The organism is Arthrobacter sp. 135MFCol5.1 (assembly GCF_000374865.1).
Taxonomy (GTDB): Bacteria; Actinomycetota; Actinomycetes; order Actinomycetales; family Micrococcaceae; genus Arthrobacter.
On sequence record NZ_KB895455.1, the window covers coordinates 17747 to 32488 of the forward strand.

The following is a 14742-nucleotide window of genomic DNA, read 5'->3' on the forward strand; positions in this document are numbered from 1 at the left end:
GATTGGAAGCATGCAGTCTGGGTATTGACCCCTCACTTGTTTTTTGCAAGTATCGTGGTTATCCACTCCATCTTGGGAAATGAGACTGTGATGACCGCAATGTTCGTAAACCTGCCGGTGACTGACCTGGAGCGCGCCAAGGCGTTCTATACGGCGGTGGGTTTCACCATCAACCCGCTCTTCACTGACCACAACGCCGCATGCGTGGTGGTGGAGGAAGACCACAGCTATTTCATGCTCCTGGTCCGCGAGTACTTCCAGACCTTCAGCGACCGGCCCATCGGCGACCCGTCCGCGACCGTATCGGCCACCACCGCAATTTTCCTGGAGAGCCGGGATGCAGTGGACGCCAGCGTTGCCAGTGGCTTGGCAGCAGGCGGGACCGAGGCCCAGCCCGCTTCCGATTACGGCTTCATGTACCAGCGCCAGCTGACGGACCCGGACGGCAACATCCTTGAGTTTGGCTACATGGAAGCCGCTGCCGCCGAACAGGGCCCGGAAGCCTTCATGAACCAGCAGGCCTGAGGTTCATGGCCGCACGCGACTACGGACAGTACTCGGGCATCACGCGGGCCATGGAGATCGTCGGTGAACGGTGGGCCCTGCTGATCGTCCGCGACCTGCTCGTAGGGCCGCGCCGCTACGGTGAGCTCGCCGAGGGCCTGCCACGGATCCCGAGCAATATCCTGGCCGCGCGGCTCAAGGAACTGCAGGCGGCCGGCGTGATCCGCCGTGCGCCACGCTCGCGGGTCATCGTCTACGAGCTCACGCCGTACGGACGGGAACTCGAACCGGTGGTCCTCGCGCTGGGCGCCTGGGGCTTCAAGGCCATGGGCGATCCACGCGAGGACCAGATCATCAGCCCCGACTCGATGACCATGGACCTGCGCACCGCGTTCAGGCCGGATGTGGCGGCCGCCCTTCCTGCCACGGCCTATGCGGCCCACTTTGGTTCTGCCGACCTTTTGATCAGGGTCCAGGGACCGAGCCTCGACGTCATTCGCGGTGACGGCGCGGCGGACCTCGCCTTTTCCACCGGGCCGGACATCCGGCTGCTCATCTCCGGCGACATGGCACCGGACCGGGCGATCGAAAGCGGCGCGATCCGGGTGCTGCGCGGGCCGGGAGAACTCCTCCGCCGCTTTGCGGACACCTTCCACCTGGCGGCCTGACAGTGTGCGGCGGCTCCTTTTGGCTGACGCCCACCCGGGGACGGGGCGTCATGGGGCACGGCGCGGACCGGCGTCGTGAGTCAGCGGCCGGCGAAGAACTCCTTGACCAGCCTTTTGGGTGCCCGGGCCGCCCAGGCTTCCACAAGGATCTCCGCCAGCTCTTCGCGTGACATCTCGCCAAGCCGGGACTCCTGCACCAGGACGGCGTTGTACCCGTCGAAGTGGGGCACGGTGAAGAACGGCAGCGACGGGTCCTCCACCAGTGCTGACTTCGCGGCATCGTCCGGGACCACGATGACCAGCAGGTCCTGGTACGGCTCGCCCGATTCCGGATTAATGGCCGTCTTGTGCGGGGCCCGGTACAAGGCCCCTGCAGATGGCATCAATGTCGCCCGGTGTTGCCTTGCGCTCCATCGCCACAACGTAGCCCCGCGCCGTAACCGGCCGCAATGCTTTGCGCCGGGCTCCTACTCGGTGGCGCCCAGGAACTCCGCCACCCAGGTTGACGGCCTCGCGGCAAGAGATGCCGCCTGGGTGCCCGCGGGCCTGACCTGGCTACAACAGTCCGCCCAAGGCAAGCCCGCCGGCAGCAGCGGCCACCGCGGCCAGCGCGGTGCCGACGCCATTGAGGAGGGCCAGCCCAGTGCGGCGGGACTGGATGAGCCGGACCGTCTCAAAGCTTGCCGTGCTGAACGTGGTGTACCCGCCCAGGAACCCGGTGCCGGCAATGGCCTGCAACTCGGCGGGCGCGGCATGCACGATCACGGCTCCGGCGAGCAAGCCAAGCAGGAACGAGCCCGTGACATTGATGATGATGGTTCCCACCGGCAAGGCGGTGCGGGCTCTGGACCGGACCAGGCCGTCCACCACGAACCGGGTGGCCGACCCGAGCCCGCCGGCGACGCCGACCAGGATGATGATGGCGACGCTCACCGACTCTCCTTCTGCAGAGTCTTCCGGTGATCGGTGGCCCGTGCGTGGTGGCCTGCCGCCAGCCAAATTCCCGCCACGGTGGCAGCGGCGCCCGCCACCACACTGACCCCCACGTAGAGCAACCCGTCCGTGACGCGGCCGGCCCCGAACAGGGTGTTCGTTTCCAGCGCCAGCGTGCTGTACGTGGTGAACGCGCCCATGAAGCCGGTGCCGACGAACAGCCGGATCAGCCGAAGCCGCCCCGCATCAGGGCCCCGCCGCACCAGGGCCTCCAGCAGGAGACCGAGCAGGAATGCCCCGGAAAGATTGATGGCCAGGGTGGGAACCGGCCAGCCGCCCGGCGCGGGCAGGATGCCGCTCAGCCCATAACGCGCCAGTGCCCCCAGGATGCCACCCGCAATGACTACGAGGAGGAACCCCGGATGCAGGTGCACCGGCCGGTGGGGGCGCGCCGCACCAAGCGTCCCCTGGTCCGCTGCAGCCTCCCGGCTGCCGGGCTCCGGGCGTCCGGTCCCGTCGTCGTGCGCCTGCTTGTCCGCGGTTCCCGCCTGGGCCTCGGCGTCGGGGACAGGCGGTTCCATCAGTGAGCCGCCTTCGGCTGGTGCCTGTGCGGCGACAGCGGCACCACCAGGACGGGCCGATGCTGGCGGTGGGTGAGGTGCACCGCCACGGATCCCACCAGCAGTTCCTCAAGCCGCGCCCCTAGCCCGCGCTCGCGGGTGCCCACCACAATGACGGACGCATCAGCGGACTCCGCCAGGCGTCCCAGAGCCCGGGCCGGGTCACCCGCAAGGGTCACGAAGGACCAGTCGATGCCGGATCCGTCGAAGGCCGCACGGAGGTCCGCGGCGATGGTGGCACTGATTCCTTCGATATCGTCATCAACCCCGTCCGGGTCGATCGGCCGGGCCTCCACCCTGCCGTCCGGCTCCTCGGCGAGGTAGGTGGTCACGTCCACATAGGCACAGACAAGCTTCACGCCGAGGCTGAACGCCAGCTCGACGGCCCGGTGGGCGACGGCAAGCGGCTGGCCGGGCACGACGCCCATCAGCACCGGCCCGCCGATCTTCCGCGGGACGTACGGCGTGGGGCTTGATTGTTTGCCTGCGTCAGTCATCTGTTCTCCTGTCAGATCCGGATTCTACTGCGCCGCCGGACGTCCAGGAGAAACGTGCAACAAATGCCCCGCGCCGACAGAGATTCCGGACCGGCGTTGCTGTTGATTGAGCACCCTGCGGGGTAGGTTTCTTCCACAAGCGTTCAGGGCAGGGATAAGGGGATACCATGCTTTTTGAGCCGTTATATGCGTACTACCGGACGTTGGGGCGCAGAGGCAGGGCGGTGCTGTTCCAGCTGCCGCTTTCTGTGACGATGCTGATGGTCGTGGTCCTGACGATGGTCCTGCACCCCCAACTCGACGTGGCCGGCCCATTCATCTACAGCCTGGGAGCACACGTGCTCTTACTCGCTGCGTGCGCCCTGGTGCCGTGGGGCCGGCTGCCCGAACGGGCCGTGCTCATCATTCCGTTCCTGGACTGCATAGTCGTGGGGATTTCCCGCGAGGCCGCCGACCAGTACCTCACCGTTTTGGGTTTCCTCCTGGTCTTTCCCGTCGTATGGTTGGCCGCGGACCGGCGTCGCAGCGGCGTCCTTTACGCCGTCGTCGCCACCATCCTCAGCGCCGTGCTGCCCCCGGTCATGCTGGGCACGGGCTTTGACGGTCCAGACTTCATCCGGATCGTCCTGCTGCCAGTCATCCTCGGAGCAGTCGCACTGACATCCTTCGCGATTGCCAACGCCCTCTCGCTGCAGCGGCAGCAGCTGGAAGCACAGGGCTGCGAGGTCCGGGACCTCCTGGTTGCCAGCGAGGACCGTGAGCGCTTGCTTAGCAGCGTCATGGACACCGTGAGTGTAGGAGTATGCGCCGTCGACGCCAAGGGTCAGGCGGTGCTTGCCAATCACCAATTCAGCAGCCATTTCGGCGGCACCGTCACCGGGAGGCTGCTGTCGGAGGAACCACCGGGCTTTCTCGTCTTTGGTCCCGACCGGAAGCATGCCCTGCCTCCAGAGCGACGCCCCGGGTTCCGGGCGGCACGAGGGGAGTCCTTCACCGACGAACTGATCTGGGCGGACAACGGAACCAGTCAGAGGGCCTACTCCGCAACGTGCCGGCTGATCCGTGACTCCCGTGGCGAACACCGGGGAGCGGTCATGGCGTTCACCGATGTCACAGCGCTGGTCGAAGCACTCTCGGCCAAGGACCAGTTCGTCTCCAGCGTCTCCCACGAGCTGAGGACCCCGCTGACCTCGATCCTGGGCTACATGGACCTGGCCCTGGACGAAACGGATCTTGGCTCCGACATCGAGATGTACTTGACCGTCGCAAAACGGAATGCCCAGCGGCTCCTGCACCTTGTCGGGGACCTGCTGACGATCGCCGCGGACACCGTGACCACTAATCCGCGGCCCGCTGACCTCTGTGAAGTTGTCAGGCACTGTGTTGAGGCCGCCCACCCACGTGCCAAGGCCGGCGGCATCACCCTGGACCTGTTCGCAGGCGGAGCGGCCACGGGTCACTTCGACCCGGACCGCCTCGGCCAAGCCGTGGACAACCTAATCTCCAACGCCATCAAATACACTCCGCGCGGCGGCACGGTGACCGTCACGGTCGATGCCACTGGGCACGAGCTCCGCTGCGAAGTAACAGACACCGGCGTCGGCATGACCGAGGACGAGCTGGACCAGGCCTTCACCCGCTTCTTCCGCGCCGCAAAGGCACATTCCTCGACCATTCCCGGCGCCGGCCTGGGGCTGGCAATCACCAAATCCATCGTGGAAAACCACCGCGGCCACGTCGTCCTGTCCAGCATCCCGGGAGAGGGAACAACGGCGGTCCTGACCCTCCCCTCGGTCAGCATGGAGACCCCCTGAGCACGGCGGTTTTCTCGTGACCGAATCTGACCATGAGACGAACGGCAGGCAGTCCACGGCCCGGCGCCAGGAAAGCGCCCCGCTATGATCAGGAACCGCCGGCTGGGTGGGCAGCCCGTCCCATCCGCTGCTTGGCGGTGTTGGTGCCCGCTCCGACCTGGACATGGTTGGTTGCCTTGGCGAGCCCGAAGAGCGGCATCCCGCTGTAGATGACCTCGATGCCGGCAGCGGGCACCTGATAGGTCTCATGCCAGACGCCGACGTCTCCGGTTCCGGCGAGGTCCTTCATGAAACGGCGCCAGGGTTCCAGATGGGGCGCATCCCTGTCCGCTGCAAACTTCCGCAGGTGCTCCGGGCTCTCCCAGTAGCTGAGCATCATGGTGGTACGCCCCACCCATTGCTGGTAACCGAGCATCCCCGCTGCCGGGTCATCGCCCAAATGCTGAAGCATCCGCCCCATGGCGGCACCAACCCTCCCCACGGTCCCGACCTTCCACCACCGGTTGGCCCGCATCCCGATCAGGAACACCGTGACGGACTCCCGGCCCGGATCGGCCGTATAGCGGCCCGGAAATACCTTCTGCGACATGGGAACCCCTTCGGCACGGTGTTATGTAACGTTGTTACAAAACAAGGTTATGAAACAATGGGGTCCATGGCAAGACCTGTTGTGCATAACGATTCCCTGAGGCAGGACCTGTTGGCCGTCACGGCTGACCTGGTGGACCGCACTGGTCCGGCGCGGGTGACGATGCGGGACGTGGCCGCGGCCGCGGGGACCTCCACCACCGCCGTTTACTCGCTGTTTGGCGGGAAATCAGAGCTGCTCACCGCAGTCGTGGAGGATGGCTTCCGCTCGTTCGGCGAGTCGCAGGTGGCCGCAGCCGACGGCGGCCTGCAGGGGCTTGGCGTGGCGTACCGGGCCTGGGCCCTGGAGCACCAGGCACTCTACCGGCTGATGTTTGGTGGCGTGCTGGCCGCCTACGTCGAGTGCCGGCCGGACCCGGACGTTGCCCTCAATGCCATGCAGCCGCTGATGGACGCCGTCGCTTCTGCACAGTCCGCCGGGACACTCCTGGAAGCGCCCGTGGAACTGGTCGCCGCGGCCATCTGGGGGCAGGTCCATGGCCTGGTCAGTCTGGAACTGGCACAAGTCGGCCCACCGGATGCCGATTGGGCGGCCGTCTACGCCGCCGCCCTGGACGCCGTTGCCCGCGGCTGGGCGGCCTGAAGCACGACTAAGGTCCACGCCGCGGGCCCGGCGGCCCACCACCCGGGCCAGGCTTGGTCCTGTATTCGACACGTCGCCGAACCCTGCTTGATATGGGGTAGCTGCAACCCTTATGAGGCGTTGGGCAGGGGTGTAAATTAGGCCCAGCCGCAAGGACCAGGAAATGAATCGCAGGCTTACATGTTGGCCCACCACAGCGCCAACGGCTTGAATCGGCGGACGAAGGATCGTTTGTGGAGACGAGCGGGACTCGCCGTTGCCCTCACGCTAACTGGCTGTACTTATTCCCCCGACGAGCCCGCACCGTCATCAAGCCCACCGAGTCTTTTCGCTTCCCTGGAAAGCCAGGCGCAGCTGTTCATGGACCAAGGCGCGGTGGCCGCCGTCGTACAAATCCGCTGGCCCGAGGGGCAATGGTCAAAGGCCTACGGCGTGCGAGACCTCGAGACCAGGACCCCGGCCCAGCCCACGGACCGGGCTGCGGTGGCAAGCGTCACCAAGACAATGACGGCCATCGCGGTGCTGAAACTGGTGGACGACCACCTGATCGGCCTCGACGATCCCGTCAATGACGTCATTCCCGGGTTCACATCCGCGCTCAAGCCTCCCGGTCCCATTAGCGTGAGGCAACTCCTCAGCCACACGTCCGGGATGCCCGAGGTCAACGATGCCCTGCCGCACGATGTTGACTTCCGCGCCGGGCTCTCAAAGACGCTCACCATGGAGGAGGCCCTCCAATTAGCGGGGACGCTCCCCTGGACCGAGGCCAGTGTGGGGTCCTTCAAGTACTCGAACACAAACTACTTCGCGCTCGGCATCCTTCTCCAGACGTTGCGGCACAAGCCCTACGTGCAGATCATGCAGGAGGAGGTCTTTGACCCCCTCGGTTTGAAGAACACCAGCCTGGCTCGCGTCGACCCGCATGAGCCCGGACTTCTGCACGGCTATGTCACCCTCCGCGGAGAACGGATTGACACCACAGACATCACCCTCGCCGCCCCCAACCCAGCCGGCGGCGCGATCTCGACTATGGACGACCTGAACCTCCTGATGGCCGGGATCTTCCAGGGACGCGCGGTCTCGGCGGCGTCCCTGCGCGAGATGAAGACCAGCCCCGGCTTTAGCCCGTACGGGCTGGGCCTGTGGGAGCACGCTGACGGATGCTCGAGGGAGTCGAGACATGAAGGACGGGGTGGGTTCTGGGAATATCAGACGGTAGCGGTCAGCAGCAGCGACGGCCGGTACCAGGCCGCCATGACGGTCACGACGCCGCCAATGCCCACGGAGCTTGAGGACCCGTCCACGGAGAACAAGCGTGTACTGCTGAACGGCCAAGTGGAATCGACCCTCAACGAGACCCTGGACCGGATCTGCAAGCCAGCCAGCTGAGAAAACGGGGCTGTGCACCCGTCCTATCCGACAGGATGCCCGTGCGAACAGTGATCCTGCCCCGGCAGAATCTCATGGCCTTGGATGCAAGTTCTCACCGGCGGGAGCGGCCTGTCATGGTAGCTGAGGAAGATGCTGCTGTAGGCACCCTCGACACCCTCGTCCTCCCGCCTCAGCCACTCTCCCAGATGCAGCCTGTGATGATCTCCGGGCTGCTCAGGCTTGGTCGATTCACTTGTCTGATGCCTGAAAGGATTCTTCGTCACGGCAATCGCGACCTTAGTAACGTCTCTGTTCGGCGCAGAGAGGAAACGGTGAAATCATCATAGGAGCCCCAAGTTCCTGCGGCAATTGGCTGCGGAACCACCGGAGACGTCAGTTGGTTTCCGTGACCGATGCCTGGGCCGGTTCCGCCTGCGTAGCGGCCCAGCTGGCCAGGACTTTGAGGGCGTCCTCGGACGGCGAGCCCGGCTCGGCCGTGTAGACGTTGATCCGCAGCCCCGGATCGGCGGGGAGCTCCAGCGCCTCGTAGGTCAGGTCCAGGTCCCCCACGATCGAGTGGTGGAGCCGTTTGCGGCCGGTGCGGTGGTACTTCACGTCGTGCCGGGCCCACCGGGTGCGGAACTCCTCGCTGCGGGTGGAGAGCTCCCCGATCAGGTCGGACAGGTCCTTGTCATACGGGTTCTTCCCGGCCGTGGACCGCAGGACGGCAACAATGTCGTCCGCGGCGCGTTCCCAGTCGGCGAAGAACTCCCGCGCCTTCGGGCTCAGGAACGTGAACCGTGCACTGTTGGGCGGGCTGCCGCCGTCGGTCATCATTTCCAGGTAAAGGGCCCGGCCCAGCTCGTTGGCGGCCAGGACGTCGCCGCGGTCGTTGCGGACCCAGGCCGGCGCAGCGGTAATCGCATCGATCACCCGCTGCACGCTGGGCCGCACCGTCAGCGGGCTCCGCTTCCGCCGCACCCGCGGAGCAGCCGTGGACGCCCGGGCCAGGTCGACCAGGTGGGCTGTCTCGGCGTCGTCCAACTGCAACGCCCGGGCCAGCGCCTCCAGCACGCTGTCCGAGGCACCGGAGAGGTTCCCCCGTTCCAGCCGGATGTAGTAATCAATGCTCATCCCGGCAAGCATGGCCACCTCCTCCCGGCGCAGGCCCTTCACGCGCCGGTTGCCGCCATACGCCGGCAGCCCGGCTTCGTCCGGTGTGAGCCTGGCCCGGCGGGAAGTCAGGAATTTCCGCACGTCGTCGCTGTTGGCCATGGCACCCACGCTACGCCCGGCCCCCGCCGCGAGGGAGGGACTGGCAGTACCCGGAAGAGCCGTGACTCCCCCGGACATGAACATCACTGTTGCATGGAAGGCATGAAACCCGCCCCCACAGCCCGCCCGGCAGCGACCGCCCGCCCGGCAGCCATCCTGGCGATCATCCTTGCCAGCTACTTCATGATCCTGCTGGACAACTCCGTCATCTTCACCGCCTTGCCCAGCCTGGAGGCGGACCTGCACCTCACAACGGGCCAGCTCTCCTGGATCCAGGACGCCTATGTCCTGGTCTTCGGCGGGTTGTTGCTGCTGGGCGCCCGGGCCGGCGACCTGCTCGGTCGGCGACGGGTCTTCGTCGTTGGGTTGGCGGTGTTCTCCATCGCGTCCCTGCTGATCGGCCTGGCCCCCTCCGCGGGGTGGGCCATCGCCGGCCGGGCCCTCCAAGGCATCGGCGCCGCCGTCGTCGCCCCCGCATCCCTGTCGCTGCTGACGGCCAGCTTCCCCGAAGGCCGCGAACGGACCCGCGCCGTGGCACTCTACGGTGCCACGGCAGGGATCGGCGCCAGCCTGGGCCTGGTCATCGGCGGCGCCCTGGCGCACTGGATCTCCTGGCGGGCCGGGTTCTTCGTCAACGTCCCCCTCGGCGCCGCCATGATCCTCCTCGCCCCGAAGTTCCTGCCCGAAACCGGCCGCGCCACCGGACGATTCGACGTCGCCGGAGCCCTCACCGCCACGCTGGGCGCCGGTGCCCTGGTGTTCGGCATCATCAACGCGGCGGAAGCCGGCTGGGACTCGCCGCTGACCCTCTGGACAGTCAGCGCCGGCGTCGTTCTCCTCGTCGCGTTTGTACGAATCGAACGCAGGGCCGCCCAGCCCATCATGCCGCTGCGGCTCTTCGCCAGCCGCCGCCGTACCGGCGCCTACGTGGCCCGGTTCCTGTACCTCGGCGCGATGATCGGGTTCTTCTTCTTCACCACCCAGTTCATGCAGGAAGTGCTGGGCTTCGACCCGCTCCAGGCCGGCATCGGGTTCCTGCCCATGACCGCCGTCAACTTCGCCGTGGCCATGGCCAATCCCCGGCTCGCACGGCGGCTGCCCGGCTCCGTCCTGCTCCTGGCCGGAATCCTGCTGACGCTGGCGGGGATGTTCTGGCTCAGCCTCGCCGGCACGGGGTCCTCCTACCTTTCCGGCGTGGCCCTGCCCATGGTCCTGATCGGCGCCGGCCAGGGCCTGGCATTCGCGCCGCTGACCTCGTTCGGCATCGTTGGAGCCCCTGCCGCCGATGCCGGGGCCGCCTCCGGCCTGCTGAACACCTTCCACCAGATCGGCACCTGCCTGGGGCTCGCCGTCGCGGTCGCCGCCGCCGCCACCGTCCCGCACGGCCCTGCCACCGCCCACCTGGCGGCGCAGGTCAGCGCCGCCCTCACCGCCGGCAGCGTCCTCCTGCTCCTGGCCCTGGGCACCGCCGCGGTTTTCATCCTCCCGGCAGACCTGGCGGCCCGCCGCACCAACAACCGGCCGACGGCGGCCCGCACCTCCCCGCTGGAGCCCGCCCGGTAGCCACCCATCCGAAAAGGGGTACTGGCTGCCCCTCCCATAAACAGGCACACCCAAATACCGTGAAGGAATGGTTATGGAACTCAAGCTCAACAACGGCGTCACCATGCCCGCTCTCGGCCTCGGCGTCTTCCAAAGTCCCCCGGAAGAGACGACGGCGGCCGTCCAGACAGCGCTCGAGGTGGGCTACCGGCACATCGACACAGCCGCCGCCTACGGCAACGAGCGGGAAGTGGGTGAAGGCATCCGCCGCTCCGGCCTGGACCGTGGCGACGTGTTCATCGAAACCAAGGTCTGGGTCAGCGACTACGGCTACGACGAGTCACTGCACGCGTGGGACAAAGCGGTGGGAAAGCTGGGCGTGGAGCAACTGGACCTGCTCATCCTGCACCAGCCCGCACCGGACCGGTTCGAGAAGACGGTGGCCGCGTACAAGGCGCTGGAAACCCTGCTGGCGGACGGGCGCGTGCGGGCCATCGGCGTCAGCAACTTCATGCCGCAACACCTGAAGCAACTGCTGGAGGCAACGGACGTGGTCCCGGCCGTCAACCAGATCGAACTGCACCCCTACTTTGCCCAGCGCAACGTCCAGGCCGCAGACGCAGAGCACGGCGTCCTCACCCAGGCGTGGTCGCCGATCGGCGGCATCACCTTCTACCCCGGCTGGGGCGAGAACCGGAAGAACGTCATGCGGGACCCGGCCATCGCCGCCGTCGCGAAGGCCCACGGCAAGACTCCCGCCCAGGTGATGCTGCGCTGGCACCTGCAGCAGGGCCGCTCCGCCATCCCCAAGTCCACCAACCCGGCCCGCATCGCCGAGAACTTCGACGTGTTCGGCTTCGAGCTGTCCGCGGCGGAACTGGCTGCCATTGATGCCCTGGATACCGGTGTCCGCAGCGGCCCGGACCCGGACGTGGCCCGCCCCGAGCGGTTCGCCATGGTGATCCCCGAGGCCTAAGCAACCCCCAAGCCTGAGAGAGAAGGAACCAGATGGAATACCGCCCGCTTGGCCGCACCGGCGTGCAGGTCAGCCCCCTGTGCCTCGGCGCGATGATGTTCGGCCCCTGGGGCAACAACGACACCGACGACGCCACCCGCATCATCCACCGCGCCCTGGACGCCGGCATCAATTTTGTCGACACCGCAGACGTCTATTCGGGCGGCGTGTCGGAGGAAATCGTGGGCAAGGCCCTGGCAGGCCGCCGCGACGACGTCTTCCTGGCCACCAAGTTCTTCATGCCGATGGATGAGAAGGACGCCAACCGGCGCGGCGGCTCCCGCCGCTGGATCATGCGCGCCGTGGAGGACTCGCTCCGCCGGTTGAACACCGACTACATCGACCTCTACCAGGTGCACCGGCCCAGCCCGGACACCGATGTGGAGGAAACCCTGGGCGCCCTCACCGACCTGGTCCGCCAAGGCAAGGTGCGCTACCTCGGCTCGTCCTCCTACTCGGGTTCACAGATCGTGGAGGCGCAGTGGGCCTCCCGGGAACGCAACCTCGAACGGTTCGTCACCGAGCAGCCGCCCTACTCCATCCTGACCCGCGGGATCGAGGAGGACGTCCTGCCCACCGTGCAGCGGCACGGGATGGGCACCCTCACCTACAGCCCGCTCGCCGGCGGCTGGCTCTCCGGGCGGTGGCGGAAGGACTCCGCGTCCTCACCCACCTCCGCTGCCCGCCCCAGCGCCCGGTTCGACATGTCCCAGCCGGCCAACCAGCGCAAGCTGGACATCGTCGAAGAGCTGGCGCAGGTGGCCGAATGGGCGGGCGTCACACTGATTGAGCTGGCCATCGCGTTCGTCATCAACCACCCCGGCGTCACCTCCGCGATCGTGGGCCCGCGCACCATGGAACAGCTGGAGTCCTACCTCCCGGCCGCCGACGCGAAGCTGGCGCCGGAAGTGCTGGACCGCATCGACCAACTGGTGGCCCCGGGCGTGACCGTCAACCCGGACGACAACAGCTACGGCGCCCACGAACTGACAACACACGCACGACGGCGGCACGCGGCTTAACTGCCACTCCCCCAGCAAATTTCACACCCTATGGAAGGAAAACCCATGGCAACGTGGCTCATCACAGGCTGTTCCACCGGACTCGGCCGGGCACTGGCGGAAGCCGTGCTCGCGTCCGGGCACAACGCCGTCGTCACCGCACGCAAGGTGGAGACGCTACAGGACATCACCGCAGGCTTCCCGGACACCGCGCTGGCACTCCCCCTGGACGTCACGGACAAGGCGCAGATCAATGCCGCGGTCAGGCAGGCGGAGGAGAAGTTCGGCAACATCGACGTCCTGGTCAACAACGCCGGCTACGGCTACCGCGCCGCCGTGGAAGAAGCCGACGACGCCGACATCCGCCAACTGTTCGACACCAACTTCTTCGGTGCGGTGGACATGATCAAGGCGGTGCTGCCGGGCATGCGCGCCACCAAGGGAGGGTCCATCCTCAACGTCTCCTCCATCGGCGCCCGGATCACCCCGGCCGGCTCCGGCTATTACGCGGCCACCAAGGCGGCGCTGGAGGGCATGTCCGGATCGCTCCGCAACGAGCTCAAACCCCTGGGCATCAACGTCACCGCCATAGAGCCCGGCGGCTTCCGCACCGACTTCGCGGGCCGCTCGCTGACCCAGTCGGCGACGCCCATCGGCGACTACGCCGAGACCGCCGGCAAGCGCCGCAAGGAAAGCGACACGAGCCACGGCAACCAGCCCGGCGATCCGGACAAGGCCGCCCGGGCGATCATCGCCGTCGTCGAATCCGCCACCCCGCCGGGCCTGCTGGTCCTGGGCACGGACGCCGTCGGTGCGTTCGGCATGGTGGCGGACGCACAGCGGGCCGAACTGGACCAGTGGCGGGAGCTGAGCACCAGCACAGACATCACCGACTGAGCCCATATGGCCGCTATACGCGCGCGGATTCGCCGCTGCGGCCGTGCTCGACGCCGGTGGCGAAGCCGATCGTCACCGGCACCGGGCTGCCACAGCACGCGTCCCCGGCGGCGTCGGCCGGGAGGCTGGTGGAGCAAACCCCGGTTTCCGGGAGCTCAAGTTCCACGGCGTCCGCTGCTTGGGTGTCCCCGGCCAGCGCCGCCGCAACGGACCGGACCTGCTCATAGCCGGTGGCCATGAGGAACGTGGGCGCCCGCCCGTACGATTTCATGCCGGCAAGGTAGAAGTCCTTTTCCGGCTGGGCGAGGATCCTGGCGCCGTGGGCGGGGACGGTGCCGCAGCTGTGGAAGTCCGGATCGATCAGCGGGCCCAGGGCCTTGGGTGCCTCCACCGCCGGGTCCAGGTCCAGCCGGAGTTCCGACAGGATGGACAGGTCCGGGCGGAACCCGGCGGCGGGAATCACCCGGTCCACCGTCACGCTGCGGCCGTCCGCGGCGTGCACGGTGAGCGTGTTGCCGCGGGTTTCGAGGGATGCCGTGTGGAAGCCCGTAAGGAGCTGGACGGCTCCGGTGTCGACGGCGGTGCGGAGCCGGGTGCCCAGCTGGCCGCGGGCAGGCAGCTCGTCGGCGTTCCCGCCGCCGTAGGCGCGCTCCGGAGAGGCGCCGCGGATGGCCCACAGGACCTCGGTTCCGGGGTTGGCGCGGGCCACGCGGGCGAGGTCAAGCACCATGTTCGCGGCGGAATGTCCGGCGCCGACCACCAGGGTGCGGCGCCCGGCGAACCCGCCGGCGGTGACGTCGGGCAGCGGCCCGGTGACCAGCCCGGCGGCACGGGCCTCCGGCTCGCCCAGGGCCGGCAACCCGGAGGATCCCAGCGGCGCGGTCGTGGTCCATGTCCCGGACGCGTCGATGACGGCGCGTGCAAGGAGCTCGGTGACCTCTCCGCCGTCGTGCCCTATCCGCAGCAGGAACGGCGCCTCATCCCGGCCCAGGCTGCGGCCCTTGTCCATGCCCTGCCGGGTCACGGCAAGAACGCGGGCGCCGGTCCTGATCCGGCCCTTCAGTTCCGGTGTGGCGGCCAGGGGTTCGAGGTAGTCGGAGACGATCTGGGAACCATAGGGCAGCGCGGTGGGCCGGGGCGCTTCCCAGCCGCTGCGTTCGAGCAGCCGCACCGAGGCCGGGTCCAGGTTGTATTTCCACGTGGAGAACAACCGGATGTGCCCCCATTTCCGGATGGCCGAACCCACGGCGGGGCCGGCTTCCAGGACAAGGGGTTCCAGCCCGCGTTCGAGCAGGTGGGCGGCCGCGGCGAGGCCCACGGGCCCGGCGCCGATCACGGCCACGGGCAGCGATTCAACGGATGCCACGCTGCCCA

16 protein-coding genes are annotated in these 14742 nt (G+C 67.6%); 9 read left to right on the top strand and 7 right to left on the bottom strand.

Features of this window, described 5'->3' with window-relative positions; genetic code table 11:
- The first annotated feature begins 90 nt into the window (after positions 1-90).
- The gene (locus C563_RS0108630) at positions 91-525 is read left to right on the top strand and encodes a VOC family protein (protein ID WP_018761641.1); all 435 of its coding nucleotides are present in this window, start codon (positions 91-93) and stop codon (positions 523-525) included.
- A 5-nt stretch (positions 526-530) separates the two neighbouring features.
- Positions 531-1172, top strand: a complete 642-nt coding sequence (locus tag C563_RS0108635) for a winged helix-turn-helix transcriptional regulator (protein WP_018761642.1) — start codon at positions 531-533, stop codon at positions 1170-1172.
- Positions 1173-1252: 80 nt separating this feature from the next.
- Here C563_RS0108635 and C563_RS21000 read toward each other — a convergent pair whose 3' ends face one another.
- From C563_RS21000 to C563_RS0108655, 4 genes are all read right to left on the bottom strand, one after another.
- Positions 1253-1555, bottom strand: a complete 303-nt coding sequence (locus C563_RS21000) for a hypothetical protein (RefSeq protein ID WP_196803321.1) — start codon at positions 1553-1555, stop codon at positions 1253-1255.
- Positions 1556-1727: 172 nt separating this feature from the next.
- Positions 1728-2105: a fluoride efflux transporter CrcB gene (gene crcB / locus C563_RS0108645; RefSeq protein ID WP_018761644.1), complete on the bottom strand. Its 378-nt coding sequence runs from the start codon at positions 2103-2105 to the stop codon at positions 1728-1730.
- Entirely contained in the window at positions 2102-2686 is a 585-nt protein-coding gene (locus C563_RS0108650) for a fluoride efflux transporter FluC (protein ID WP_018761645.1), read from the bottom strand. The genes crcB and C563_RS0108650 overlap by 4 nt, the downstream gene beginning before the upstream one ends.
- Positions 2686-3222, bottom strand: a complete 537-nt coding sequence (locus C563_RS0108655) for a universal stress protein (RefSeq protein WP_018761646.1) — start codon at positions 3220-3222, stop codon at positions 2686-2688. The genes C563_RS0108650 and C563_RS0108655 overlap by 1 nt, the downstream gene beginning before the upstream one ends.
- A 167-nt stretch (positions 3223-3389) precedes the next feature.
- Between C563_RS0108655 and C563_RS21005 the strand changes: the two genes are divergently transcribed.
- The gene (locus C563_RS21005; protein ID WP_043423944.1) at positions 3390-5036 is read left to right on the top strand and encodes a PAS domain-containing sensor histidine kinase; all 1647 of its coding nucleotides are present in this window, start codon (positions 3390-3392) and stop codon (positions 5034-5036) included.
- Positions 5037-5124: 88 nt separating this feature from the next.
- Here the strand turns inward: C563_RS21005 and C563_RS0108665 are convergent, their stop codons facing one another.
- Positions 5125-5625, bottom strand: coding sequence for a DUF4188 domain-containing protein (locus tag C563_RS0108665; protein WP_018761648.1), 501 nt, complete (start codon positions 5623-5625; stop codon positions 5125-5127).
- Positions 5626-5691: 66 nt separating this feature from the next.
- Here C563_RS0108665 and C563_RS0108670 point away from each other — a divergent pair, with 66 nt between their 5' ends.
- On the top strand, positions 5692-6267 hold the full coding sequence (locus tag C563_RS0108670) for a TetR-like C-terminal domain-containing protein (RefSeq protein WP_026264560.1): 576 nt from the start codon (positions 5692-5694) through the stop codon (positions 6265-6267).
- Positions 6268-6627: 360 nt separating this feature from the next.
- The gene (locus tag C563_RS0108675) at positions 6628-7656 is read left to right on the top strand and encodes a serine hydrolase domain-containing protein (RefSeq protein WP_018761650.1); all 1029 of its coding nucleotides are present in this window, start codon (positions 6628-6630) and stop codon (positions 7654-7656) included.
- Between the two features lie 375 nt (positions 7657-8031).
- Here the strand turns inward: C563_RS0108675 and C563_RS0108680 are convergent, their stop codons facing one another.
- Positions 8032-8913 carry a helix-turn-helix transcriptional regulator gene (locus C563_RS0108680; RefSeq protein WP_026264562.1) on the bottom strand — a complete coding sequence of 294 codons (882 nt, stop codon included), beginning with the start codon at positions 8911-8913 and terminating at the stop codon, positions 8032-8034.
- A gap of 102 nt (positions 8914-9015) precedes the next feature.
- Between C563_RS0108680 and C563_RS0108685 the strand changes: the two genes are divergently transcribed.
- The 4 genes from C563_RS0108685 (at position 9016) to C563_RS0108700 (ending at position 13368) form a co-directional block, all read left to right on the top strand.
- Entirely contained in the window at positions 9016-10476 is a 1461-nt protein-coding gene (locus C563_RS0108685; protein ID WP_018761652.1) for an MFS transporter, read from the top strand.
- A gap of 73 nt (positions 10477-10549) precedes the next feature.
- A complete protein-coding gene (locus tag C563_RS0108690; RefSeq protein WP_018761653.1) occupies positions 10550-11431 on the top strand; it encodes an aldo/keto reductase in 882 nt (293 codons plus the stop codon).
- A 32-nt stretch (positions 11432-11463) separates the two neighbouring features.
- Positions 11464-12492 carry an aldo/keto reductase gene (locus C563_RS0108695; protein WP_018761654.1) on the top strand — a complete coding sequence of 343 codons (1029 nt, stop codon included), beginning with the start codon at positions 11464-11466 and terminating at the stop codon, positions 12490-12492.
- Positions 12493-12537: 45 nt separating this feature from the next.
- A complete protein-coding gene (locus C563_RS0108700; protein WP_018761655.1) occupies positions 12538-13368 on the top strand; it encodes an oxidoreductase in 831 nt (276 codons plus the stop codon).
- Between the two features lie 13 nt (positions 13369-13381).
- Here the strand turns inward: C563_RS0108700 and C563_RS0108705 are convergent, their stop codons facing one another.
- Positions 13382-14734, bottom strand: coding sequence for an FAD-dependent oxidoreductase (locus C563_RS0108705; protein WP_043423969.1), 1353 nt, complete (start codon positions 14732-14734; stop codon positions 13382-13384).
- Positions 14735-14742: the final 8 nt, after the last annotated feature.

Coding starts and splice junctions, on each gene's coding strand:
- C563_RS0108630 (WP_018761641.1), top strand. CDS start 91: ATGACCGCAATGTTCGTAAACCTGCCGGTGACTGACCTGGAGCGCGCC.
- C563_RS0108635 (WP_018761642.1), top strand. CDS start 531: ATGGCCGCACGCGACTACGGACAGTACTCGGGCATCACGCGGGCCATG.
- C563_RS21000 (WP_196803321.1), bottom strand. CDS start 1,555: ATGCCATCTGCAGGGGCCTTGTACCGGGCCCCGCACAAGACGGCCATT.
- C563_RS0108650 (WP_018761645.1), bottom strand. CDS start 2,686: ATGGAACCGCCTGTCCCCGACGCCGAGGCCCAGGCGGGAACCGCGGAC.
- C563_RS0108655 (WP_018761646.1), bottom strand. CDS start 3,222: ATGACTGACGCAGGCAAACAATCAAGCCCCACGCCGTACGTCCCGCGG.
- C563_RS21005 (WP_043423944.1), top strand. CDS start 3,390: ATGCTTTTTGAGCCGTTATATGCGTACTACCGGACGTTGGGGCGCAGA.
- C563_RS0108665 (WP_018761648.1), bottom strand. CDS start 5,625: ATGTCGCAGAAGGTATTTCCGGGCCGCTATACGGCCGATCCGGGCCGG.
- C563_RS0108670 (WP_026264560.1), top strand. CDS start 5,692: ATGGCAAGACCTGTTGTGCATAACGATTCCCTGAGGCAGGACCTGTTG.
- C563_RS0108675 (WP_018761650.1), top strand. CDS start 6,628: ATGGACCAAGGCGCGGTGGCCGCCGTCGTACAAATCCGCTGGCCCGAG.
- C563_RS0108680 (WP_026264562.1), bottom strand. CDS start 8,913: ATGGCCAACAGCGACGACGTGCGGAAATTCCTGACTTCCCGCCGGGCC.
- C563_RS0108685 (WP_018761652.1), top strand. CDS start 9,016: ATGAAACCCGCCCCCACAGCCCGCCCGGCAGCGACCGCCCGCCCGGCA.
- C563_RS0108690 (WP_018761653.1), top strand. CDS start 10,550: ATGGAACTCAAGCTCAACAACGGCGTCACCATGCCCGCTCTCGGCCTC.
- C563_RS0108695 (WP_018761654.1), top strand. CDS start 11,464: ATGGAATACCGCCCGCTTGGCCGCACCGGCGTGCAGGTCAGCCCCCTG.
- C563_RS0108700 (WP_018761655.1), top strand. CDS start 12,538: ATGGCAACGTGGCTCATCACAGGCTGTTCCACCGGACTCGGCCGGGCA.